The sequence below is a fragment of the Arcicella rigui genome (assembly GCF_034929435.1).
Lineage (GTDB): Bacteria > Bacteroidota > Bacteroidia > Cytophagales > Spirosomataceae > Arcicella > Arcicella rigui.
In genome coordinates this window covers 1-11,964 of the sequence record NZ_JAYFUM010000023.1, presented here as the reverse complement: position 1 = coordinate 11,964, position 11,964 = coordinate 1, and the positions used below count along the sequence as shown (strand labels likewise).

Genomic DNA, 11,964 nt, shown 5'->3' with positions numbered 1-11,964 from the left:
TTATAGTAATTGTAGTGCTGTGAGCTTTAAGCAGTAAGCTGTAAGCTTTAGGCGGTAGAGTGTAAGCAAAAGTTTGAGATAATTTAAAAGCTTACAGCCTACCGCCTAAAGCATGAAAAAAGTTTTAAAACAATGATGAAACAAACCAAATATCTATTACTCTTTTTCCTTTGCCAAGGATTGATGCTACAAGCCCAAATCCGTTTGCCAAAATTGATTTCCGATAATATGGTTTTGCAAAGAGACCAAGCCATTAAAATTTGGGGTTGGGCTTCGCCAAAAGAAAAAGTTACCCTTCTTTTCAATAAAAAAAGTTATAAAACGACTACCGCCGACAATGGTAAATGGGAAATACTGCTTCCTGCCCAAACCGCAGGTACAGGTTTTGAAATGCTTTTGAAGGGTAAAAATGAAATCAGTATCAAAAATATTGCCTTCGGAGATGTTTGGTTATGTAGCGGACAAAGTAATATGACGATTACGATGGAACGCATCAAAGAACGTTTTCCAGAAGATGTGGCTTCTGCCAACTATCCTGATATTCGTAATTTTTTTGTACAAACCCTTACGAATCTCAATTCAGCAAAAGAAGATTTCCCACAAGGAGCATGGAAAAGTGCTGTTCCGAAAGACATTCTTTCTTTTGGGGCAGTGCCTTATTATTTCGCCAAAGATATTTATGAAAAATATAAAGTACCGATTGGCATTATTAACAGTTCGGTAGGCGGAACGCCGATTGAAGCTTGGATTAGCGAAAGTGGCTTCAAAGATTTTACGGATATTCAAAAGACGATTGCTCGTAATAAAGACAGCGTTTATGTCAATTCATTCAATCGTCGCCCTGCTTTTGTAAACGCCGCTCCTGTTATCAAAGATTTAGGTACGATTGAACATTGGGAAAGTACTGACTATCAACCAAAAGGTTGGAGAAATATGAATATTCCGGGTTTTTGGGAAGACCAAGGCTTGAAAGATTTGAATGGGGTAGTTTGGTTCAGAAGAGAGATAGAAGTACCTAAAGGCTGGCTTGGCAAAACGGTAAAGCTTTACATGGGAAGAATTGTTGATGCCGATGAAATGTATGTAAATGGAAAAAAGATTGGAAATATTACCTATCAATATCCACCCCGTCGATACGAAATCCCTGCTGATTTGCTGAAAGAAGGTAAAAATATCTTTGTCATAAGAGTAAGCAATACTGCTGGAAAAGGTGGTTTTGTATCTGATAAACCTTATTTTATGACCAGTAATGGCGAAGAAATAGACCTAAAAGGCACGTGGCAATACAAAGTAGGAGAAGTATATCAGCATATAAATTTTGGTGGATTTGGGGGACTCACGCATCAAAATCAACCGACGGCTTTGTATAATGCCATGATTGCCCCTGTTTTACCTTTCAATCTTAAAGGTTTTATTTGGTATCAGGGAGAAAGTAACGTTGGAAATCCACAACAATATGAAAAACTTTTGCCGACTTTGATTAATGATTGGCGACAACATTGGAAAAACGAGCAATTGCCATTTTTGGTAGTACAATTAGCTAATTTTCAAGATATTGACTTTACACCAGTACAAGAAAGCAATTGGGCCAAACTCCGAGACGCTCAGAATCAAGCACTTACTTTGCCAAAAACTGCTGTAACTGTTACGATAGATTTAGGCGAATGGAATGATATTCATCCATTAAACAAAAAAGATATTGGTAAAAGACTTGCCCTTTCTGCCCAAAATTTAGCCTATAATGAAACAAATGTTGTTTACTCTGGGCCAAAACTGGTGAATCAGCAAATTGACAATGATAAAATAATTTTAAGTTTCGACAACGTAGCCGAAGGCATTACTTCAAAAGATGGCGAAGATTTACGTTGGTTTGCGATTGCCGATTATGATAAAAAGTTTGTTTGGGCAAAAACGCAAATAGTGGATAAAAACAAAGTTGTAGTTTGGCATGAAAGCATCAAAAAACCAAAGTACGTTCGCTACGCTTGGCAGGATAATCCCGAAGGTGTAAATTTCTATAATTCAGTAGGTTTGCCTGCTTCTTCGTTCAGAACAGACAATGAAAAATTAGATGAAACGAAGGCATGGAAAGGGAAAAAATGTAGCGTGGTACTTACTTATGATGATGCCCTCAATGTTCATCTTGATAACGTAATTCCTGCTTTGGATTCACTTTCTTTGAAAGGTACTTTTTATTTAACGGCTTCGTCGGATGCTGCTACTAAAAGAATCAATGACTGGAGAAACGCCGCCAGAAATGGACATGAATTGGGTAATCACACTTTATACCATCCTTGCGACGCTACTTATCCCGGCATGGGTTGGGTTAGACCAGAGTATGATTTAAGTAAATATTCTTTGAAAAAAATTCAAGATGAAATAAAAATGTGTAATACTTATTTGAAAGCCATCGACGGAAAAGATAAACGTACTTTTGCTTTTACTTGTGGGCATAAAAAAGTAGCAGAAGGTGAATTTATGCAGAGTCTTTCTAATGAATTTGTAGCTGCCAGAGCCGTAAGAAGTGAAATGCACAATTTGAATGAACAGAATTTAATGGATATTGACTGTTACAGCATGGAAGGCACAACGGGCGAACAGATGATAAATTTGGTAAAAGAAGCCCAAAAATCGGGTAAGTTATTAGTCTTTTTGTTTCATGGTGTGGGCGGAGAACATGGTTTGAATGTATCAAAAGAAGCTCACAGTCAGTTACTTCATTATTTGAAAGACAAGGAAAATGAAATTTATATTGATACAATGCTGAATGTAGCGGAGCATATCAAGGCACTTAAAAACTAATAAATAGAACTTATTTAATTGTAGTGCTTTAGGCAATAAGCTGTAAGCTCTAAGCAAAAAATAAACATTTTGCCTATTGCCTAAAGCCTACTGCCTAAAGCAAATTTTAAAAAAAATTTTGCTCAATCACTTATTTCTGCAAAATCTTTACTTCACTTAATAAACCCGAAGGCAGTAAAGTTGAATTAGCTTGATAGAAAGGCATTGTTGTAAAAGTTGTTTTGTTTTTCACATTGGGCTGTGCATCGCCGATGAGTCGGTTTACCCAAAGGTTCGTTACTTTTACTTCAATCGTATTTTCACCTGTTTTGATGGCTTCTGTGATGTCCACTTTGAACGGTTTTTTCCAAACAACACCTACATTTTTACCATTCACAAATACTTCTGCGATATTTTTTACTTCTCCTAAATCTATTTCAAAAGATTTTTTATTGTCTAAAGCATTGATTTTGAAAGTATTGCTATAAGTAGCCGTTCCTGAGAAATACTTAATATCAACATCTGTGTTTTCAGACCAAGAACCTAATTTATCTAAAGTCACATTTTTGTCATTGAAACCTACTTTCCACGGACTTTCAATTGTACTTAAAACGCTCTCTTTTATAACAGGTACTGTATAGCTGTTGGTAGTAGCTTTGTCTTTGAAAACAACAAATAAAGCTCCCCAAGCATCAAATTTCAATGGAACGATGGTTCTTCCGTCTTTGATTTGGTATGATACTTTTTCAGATTTTCCTGTAACAGGATTCCACAATTCTGGTACTTTACCTGTTACTCTGAAACTGATTTCTGCCTCATTATCATCTTGACTTCTGTTGTCTAACCAATAAATATCTTGGTCTGCGGTTTGACGATGACGGAAAAGGATTTTATTTTTAGCATTTTTGATAATCACATCCGCTTCAAGATTCAGTTTATCAAAAATGGTTACATTGGGATTTTTCCAAATCTCATTTGCCAACGCTTGGAAAGCCTCATCATTATCCGACAAACTTGGTGATTTTATAGGTTTATCGCCAATTACTTTCACGCCAGCTTCTACCAAAGCTTTGATTTTTTTCAAAACTGATAAAGTCATTACTTTAGCCGATTCGTCCAACATCAATACTTGATAAGTATTGCCACTTTTGGCAACTAATTTGCCATTTTTCGCTTCAATCACATTTTGAAGAGCGGTAGCGTTCACGAAATCAAATTCAAATCCTGCTGGAATATTCGGTAATTTTTCACGACAAATCCATGTAATATTGGTGTTTTCGCCATAGTAATACAAAATATCCGCTACGTTTTTACCTTGTTGAAGCATATAGCTACTTCTTCCTAAATACTCCATCCATGCTTTTCCGCCAGTTTCAGACCAAGTTTCATGACGAGTAAAATACTGACCAAATGGTCCAAGTGAAAAGCCCGGTTTTTTATCGTCTAAAGGTTGGTGAACGGAAGTATGAATCACAAAACGGTTCAAGCCCGAAGCCAATTCCAAATCGGCAGTACGTTTTAATTTTTCTGGATTCCAACTAAAAGCATTTTGAATAGAAGTCATTGACTCTGCGGCTACAATATTTTGTCCGTAAATATTGGCTACCGATGCTGCTTCACGAATATCGGCTTCACTGCGTACTTCTTCGTTATTTCCACCTGCCAAACTTCCAGGCGTCCACATCGCAGACATCGGAATATCAGCATTACGTTTTACATCCATCCCATCCGCTAAGTAAATACGACCGCCTTCATGTGACTCAGTATAGCGTTTCATCCCTCTTTTGTGCAGTTCTTCGCCAATCACATCATAATGGTTTTCGGCAATCATTTCGCCAATGGTTTTTCTAAAATCCCACAAGAATTTTTCACTGGCTTCTACATTTTTCACTACTCTACCCGTTAGTACTGGAATCCAAGTAGTAAGGTCGTAGCCACGTCTTTTCTTAAATTCTGCTGGCATATTTTTCGTCCAGTTCATGTGACCCGCCTCGTAGCTATCCAAAATCATGTACTCAAGTCCTTTTGCTCCCATCATGCCACCCGTGGCATCTTTGTACATATCCAAATAAGTATTGATGTACTTTCTTACGGCTTCTTTATCTAATTTATCTACTTCCAAACCCGTAGCTTCTGGCGATGCAGGGTGATTTTGACGACCCGTTAATGAATATCCCAAACGCACTACCATCCAATTTCCAGCAGGAACATCCCATTCTACACTGCCGTCAGCTTTTAATTTACTCGTTAAATCAACCACATTCTCCGCAGGAATCACGTCAGCATTTTCGGGCAAATAGCTTTTTGAGTCTTCTTTCCACGGAGCAAAACCTGCTTTTTCTTCAGTTTGGTCGATACGAGAAGTATTAAACAGCACAAATTCAGAGATTTTAGTACCCTCAGGTTTTGGCTCGCCTGTTGGTATGCCAACCATAGCCGCAAAAGGATTTGCTACACCTGGAAGTGTTTCAAAGCAAATTCGCCAATATTTAGCCGTAGTTGCAGGAATGCCCACGGTAATAAATGGCAAAGTACTGTTAGGAACTTTGGCTACCGTTCTGAAATTTACGCCATCGTCACTTACTTTTAAACTACGGTTGGTTGGCCCGCCGTTGAATTCAGCCAATTCGCCTGCTGCACCTACGCCAACGGCAAAAGCCTTGAAAGTCTGTGGAGAATCGAATTCATACTGCACCCACATATCTTTGCCAACTTCCATGGCTGGTAGCTCATACACTTTGCTCAAGTCATGGTCTAACATCAATTTTGTATCAAAATCGCCCCCACTTTTTGTCATTTTGGGGTTCAAATCCATCAAATGTTTTTCGTTTGAAGGTAATTTATAGGCAATTACAAGAGCATCCGCTGCAAATTGTGGCATTTTACCAATAAAACCGCCCATTAATCCGCCTGATTCTGTACCGATTTCTTGAAATTTACCTACTGCTTCGGGCAATTTTGGCAATTGAATATTTTGTTTTTTTCCTCCTTCAACGATTGCTTCTGTCCAGATATACTTTTTCATGGCATCTTGAGGCTCAACCCAAGGGCCACCCGTAACACTCCAACCAGGCGAACCAGCAATCGCCATTTCAAGTCCTTTTTTAGTGGCAAATTCAGTTGTAAACTTGAAAGCATCTTTCCATTCGGGTGTCATAAACACCAATTTTTTAGGCACAACTACGGGAGTCATCAAATTGGCATCAAAGTTTTGGAAACCACCAATTCCCACACGACTCATCCACTCCAAATCTTTTTGGATACCGTCTTTTGTAATGTTTCCGTTCATCCAATGCCACCAAACTCTGGGTTTAGCGGTATTAGGTGGCGTTTGGAAATTTTGATGTAAAGGGTTGGCTTTCTGTGCATTGCCATCCATTACACCTACCATCAGTGCAGCAATGGCTGTCTGGAGGAGCTGATATTTTCTCTTCATTGTTTTTGAATAAACCGTTTAAATTAATATTTTTTAGGTTTTAGCATTTACTCATGGCATCAATCACTGATGCCATGAGTGTTTTGGTATTTTAAAACTTAAATGTAGCCGTCAAGAAATAAGCTCTTGGAGGCAAACTTAATGTTGAATAAACCGCATTTGGGTTTGCTTCTAACTGTGCTTTTGTAAAACCTTGTCTGTCCAAAGCAGCAGGGAAACCGCCCGGAGCCGACCAGCCCATCACGCCATTTTGGTTAAAAATGTTGTTGATATTGGCTTGTAATTGCCATTTAGCATTCAGATTATAGCCCAAATTCAAGTTAGATTGTGTAAAAGCTGGCAAATAAAAGGTATTGGCTACGTTGGCAGCACGCTTGCCCATGTAAGAAAAATCAAGTGATGAATAGAAATTGCCTTTGTTATAAGTAGGAGAAATTCTAACGATTACTCTGGCATTATTGTCTGTTTCATTGCCTGAAAAATCCTGAATTTTATCATCCGCTTTGCCGTTTGCTCCCAAAATCCAAGTTCTGTATTCGGTTGCTTTTGAAGATTGGAAAGTGGCTACACCACGAATACTTAGGTTTTTTGTGAAATTATGATTGGCCTCAATTTCAATACCCATCGTCGTGATTTTATTGTACAACACTGGCGTATTGTAAGTTGACGACAAATCTGCTGTTTCTTGTCCCGTCACTTGTTGCGGTACGTTACTCAAGATGCTGAAAAATGGCGTTACAAAGAGGTTCGTACTTCCTTTTTTCACTTTATAACCGACTTCAACTTGTTGAATTTTCTGAGCAATTGGATTTAAATTGGCTGCCCCGAAAGCAGTATTTACCGTAACAAACATATCTAAATCTGGTGCTTTACTTCCTTGCGAAACACGGGCATAAACGGCCTGGTCATCAGCAAATTTGTAATTTAAACCTCCAGAGAATGAGAAAGTATTCACACTTAGCTTATCGTAACTATATTTTGCGGTGATTTTCCCGCTCGAATTATCATAAAAAGTCAAAGGATTGCCATCTGTTCCACCAGTTGTTGAAGCCGTTGCCGTAGCAATTTGGTTTGTACCAGAGTAAGCCACTTTTTCATAACGAAGGCCCCAATCAAAATTTAAAGCAGAACTAAGCGTCCAGTTATGTCCAAAAAATAAAGCAGTTTGTTGCTGATTTGCTGTGATAACGTTTACGGCAGCACTTTTTCCTGAACCACCAATTACACCATCAGGATTTGTGATTTGATAAGTTTTGCCATCAAAACCTGACAAAGTAATGGCTGTTAGGGTTGGACGTGGCGAAGTCATTTGTGAAAATGCAATTCCAGCATCTGTTGTGTTCATTCTATCCAAATTAGAATTAGCATAAAATAAACCAGCCGTAAAACTCATGTCTTTTACTTTTTTGGTAATCGTAAACTGGTCGATAAATTCTTTCATTCTATTGTCTGAATAAAACAATGGATTGAAGTACAGTGAGTTTTTCTGAATAGAAGCTCCTGGGAAATTGCTACCATTATCAATAAAATTGAAGCCTGCAAAATTACCATTGATGATATTTGGAGCTTGCGTAATAGAGCCAAATTGTGTTCCAGAAGCTAAATCTTTGTAAGAATAAGTACCAAATTGTCCCAAAAGACCCGGTATCGCATAGAAAACCAAACCATCAGCCGCAAAAGGATAGGCTACGGCAGTAGTATTCCAAACGGAACTTTTATCAGAATATCTTGCCTTGTTTTCTATTGTTAAACCCTCGCCAATACTTTGCTCCCAGTTCAAACCAATAGATTTGTCGGTTGAGTGAATTTTATCTCTCGAATCAAAATGTACTTTTTGACCCGTATCATTTATCGTAAAATCTGCTTGTACCGATGGAATCAAAACCGTATTTGTTTGCGTTACGCCAGCTGGTAAAGTAGGATTTGTAAAACCGATAGTTGGTAAAAATTCAAACCATGCATTATGGTCGTTTAGGTATTTTAAGTACAATTTTAAGCTACCGCTTTTATAAGTTTTTACTAAATTGGCTTTTACTTGTCCGCCATTATTCATCGGATAGCCGGGGTATCTTGCTCCGTCTGCCTGACGATAGAAACCGCCAATATTATAAGTCAACGATTTATCAACATTCAAAGGCCCACCGAAATTAAGGTCTGTACGATAAAATGGATTTTTGCCATTTCCTTCCAAACCATACTTGGCACGCACTTCGCCCGTAAACTCGGTTGTTCCTGTTTTTGAAACATAATTAAAAATTCCGCCCGGAGCGTTATTCCCTAAAATTGAGGCAGTTCCGCCACGTACTGCTTCTAATTTCCCTAAAGTTGCATCTGTACGAAGGAAGTAATCTGGGCCGTAATTGCCGAAAGTTGCGTTAGTTACGGGTAAACCGTCTTCTTGCATCGAAACATAATAATAACCAGAAGCTCCGTCGTTTGAACCTACCGAAACACCACGAGAATAAACGGTATTTCTGATTTCTCCTAAAGATGAATTGACGAATACGCCCGGAATATTTTTCAATAAATCCGCCGCACTGGTGGGAGCTTGAATCGCTAATTGTCTGCTATTTAAAACCGAAATAGCCACCGACGATTCCATACGAGTACGTTTATCAAAAACCCCCGTTACGACTACTTCTTCCAAAGCCGCCACGTTTTCTTTCAAAGACAAACTGATATTGCCTTGCGAACCTACTTTTATTTCTTGTGAATAATAACCAATGAATGAAAAAACAAGTACCGCATTGCCATTAGGTACTTCTATGCGATATTGTCCTTTGGTGTCGGTAACGGTGCCTTGTTGTGTGCCTTTCAACAGGACGGTTACGCCTACCAATGGTTCGTTTTTTTCGTTGCTGATAGTCCCTGTTACTACTTGTTTTAGCACTTCAATTTCGCTCGGAGTATTTTCAGCAGACGTTCTTTTATCGTCAATGGGCATGACTACATTTTCTCTTTGTCGGAGAACAATCTGATTGCCACTTAGCTGATAATCAATATTTAAGTTCTTAAAAAGTCTATCAAGAGCCGAAGAAAGTACTTCATTTTGACTTTTAAAAGAAACTCTTTGCTCTGCTTTAATGGCTTGTGGGCTATAAAAAAATCTTACATTCGCCGACTTCTCAATCTGAGAAAGTACATTTTTCAACTTCTCGTCGTTCGACAGAACACTTACTTTTTTGTTAAGAATTTCTTGTGCTTCTACATCTTTTGCCACGCCAATGCTGATAAAAGATAGTGTAATAAAAACTTGTACCAACGAAATTTTCATACATTGGATGAATAAAACATGTTTTTTTTTCATACTTTTGACTGTTTTGTTTGATTTTGCTAAACTTTGAACACAACAATCCCCTTCAAGCCTTTTTAGACTGTGCTTCATCGGGGACTTTTTGAGCCAGTAGGTCTGCACACCTTCTGGCTCTTTTTTTTACTGAAACTTAATTAAAACATTTACTTGAACTGTATTATTTGCTTTAGGCTCTATGCCGTAGGCTATAAGCAAAATATTTATTATTTCACGATAAAAGCATATATCCTAAATTCAATTTTGCCTCATTACTTTCATACTTCACCATAATTCATAATTCAAAACTCATAATTCCTAATTACTTACATCCTTTTGAATTAATTAAAATTTTACCTTCCAATACTTCATAAGAACCGCCAATGATGTTGGTGATGATGTCCAATTTTTGAAAAAGACTTTCATTTTCAAAAGTCCCAGTTACCTGACATTCAGCCAAAAGCGATTCATTATAGACAATCTCAACGCTATAAGCCTGCTCAATTCTTTTAAAAACTTCACTCAAAGGAGCTTCATTAAACTCAAATGAAATGCCATTGGCGTTTACAATCATGGGTGAGCTTATCAACTTTTTATCATACTGGTCGGTACTTCTATTAAAAATGGCTTGCTGATTAGGCAACAAAATCACGCCTTTCAGTTCATTTTCCTTTTTTCTAACATTCATGTTTTTAAAAACACTTACTTTCCCTTCTTGCACCGACACCACTACTTCTTTCATACTTTCAAAAGCCTTCACATTAAACCTTGTGCCGAGAACCTTGGTCGTTACTTCGTTTGCCATTACCAAAAATGGTCGGTTGGCATCTTTTGAAATATCAAAAGTGGCTTCACCCGAAAGAATGACCAAACGTCTGTCTTTTTCGAAATTTTCGGGATAAGTAATTTTACTTTGGGGGGCTAAAAGTACCGCAGAACCATCTGGCAAATGCACAAGCATGGGTTTATCAAGCGTATTTTTCTGCTCGATACTGGCTTTGGGTAAAACACTAAGATTTTTGTGGTAAGAGGTATCAACCACCACAGAGTAATAAAAAAGTCCGATTAGTACAATGATAGCCGCTGCTCCGGCCCAAATAATGGGCGAACGAAAATGAAGTAATGGTTTTAAAAATGCTCGTTTCTGATTGGTTTCTTGAATTCTTAGAAAAATATAGTTTTTGGCTTCTGTCGAAATATTGGTTTGCTCGTAGCTTTTCAAACCCATTTGAAGGGAAACAAGTATATTTTTTGCCTCAGTATATTCGCTTCTTTTTTGTGGATGATTGGCGTACCAAGTTTGCCAAAAATGCTCGCTTTCAGGACTTGGGTGTAATTGACTCGTGACGAAATAATCATCCGTCAAAAAGTCTGTTACTGAGTATATTAAATAATGATTGCCCATAAGTTTGTTACTATTTACAAAATAGACACAGGCACATTTATTATATACTCACTTAAATATAAAAAAATATCGAAAAAATTATAAACTAAAACTTGGAATTGCTTTACGTAATTTTTCTACGGCACGCACGACTAAATTTTGTGCCGATTGTCTATTGATACTCATCATATCAGCTACTTCATTATATTCCAAATCTTCTACAAAACGCAGGCGAAGGGCTTCCTGCTGGCGAGGGGGAAGTTGGCTAATTAATTTATTTACCAATTCCTCTTTTGAGATAGGTTCAAGATTATTGAGATGAATTGTTTCTTCGGTAATGGCTTCGTCCCAAAGTTCATCAAAATCACCTTCGTTCATTGCCAAGTATTTACTTTCTTTTCGTAAAATCTGATTTTGCATACGGTTTTTTAAAGCCCTCAGCAGATACGAACGGACATTGTTGGGCGTAATAATATAATTACGTTTTGCCCAAATATCCGTAAAAACATCGTGGATACAGTCAAAAACAAAGTATTCAGAAAGCGACGAGAGGCTCATTCCATACCTATACATTGCACTTACGTGTTGTTTATAAATGAAAGAGTATGCCTTTTCATCCCCTTGCTTAAACGCCTCCCATAGCTCATTTTCAGTTAATTTACTGCTCATCTTAGTGGTTCTGTATCGTTATTCAGTCAAAAAATAAACAAATAGTTTTATTTTTAAACAAAAAAATACAAATACACAGTACCAACATTCATGTACTGTACTGTTATTACCAGAATGCCTAAGAATAATTCGGGTAAAAAATAGCATTACAATCTTCTACAATCGAACGACTAAGAACCATCTTCAAAGCAATAAATAGCCCATCAAAAGTCCTTTTCACTATTTTTCCTTTGAAAAAATGTAGTTCAAATCACTTTTTCATTGATAAAAATGTATTTCTACACAAATAATCAAACTAAAAAATGTTAAGAAGCCTTTATATGCGTGCGGTGAATGGTTTGTAAAGTGACTAAAATATGAGGCGAAGCCAATTTTAATTTTAAAATTAAAACGGTCGTTTTTTTA

Annotated in this window: 5 protein-coding genes; 1 reads left to right on the top strand and 4 read right to left on the bottom strand. The window is 37.4% G+C overall.

The window, feature by feature from the left end; all coding sequences use genetic code 11:
* Positions 1-132 precede the first annotated feature (132 nt).
* Positions 133-2,802 (top strand): sialate O-acetylesterase, encoded by a 2,670-nt coding sequence (locus VB248_RS17865; protein ID WP_323298179.1) that lies wholly within the window; start codon positions 133-135, stop codon positions 2,800-2,802.
* Between the two features lie 130 nt (positions 2,803-2,932).
* Here VB248_RS17865 and VB248_RS17860 read toward each other — a convergent pair whose 3' ends face one another.
* The 4 genes from VB248_RS17860 to VB248_RS17845 form a co-directional block, all read right to left on the bottom strand.
* Entirely contained in the window at positions 2,933-6,217 is a 3,285-nt protein-coding gene (locus VB248_RS17860) for a glycosyl hydrolase (protein WP_407652917.1), read from the bottom strand.
* A gap of 91 nt (positions 6,218-6,308) precedes the next feature.
* Positions 6,309-9,524: a TonB-dependent receptor domain-containing protein gene (locus VB248_RS17855; RefSeq protein WP_323298178.1), complete on the bottom strand. Its 3,216-nt coding sequence runs from the start codon at positions 9,522-9,524 to the stop codon at positions 6,309-6,311.
* Positions 9,525-9,828: 304 nt separating this feature from the next.
* A complete protein-coding gene (locus tag VB248_RS17850) occupies positions 9,829-10,911 on the bottom strand; it encodes a FecR family protein (protein WP_323298177.1) in 1,083 nt (360 codons plus the stop codon).
* Between the two features lie 78 nt (positions 10,912-10,989).
* Positions 10,990-11,559: an RNA polymerase sigma factor gene (locus tag VB248_RS17845; protein WP_323298176.1), complete on the bottom strand. Its 570-nt coding sequence runs from the start codon at positions 11,557-11,559 to the stop codon at positions 10,990-10,992.
* Between the last annotated feature and the right edge of the window lie 405 nt (positions 11,560-11,964).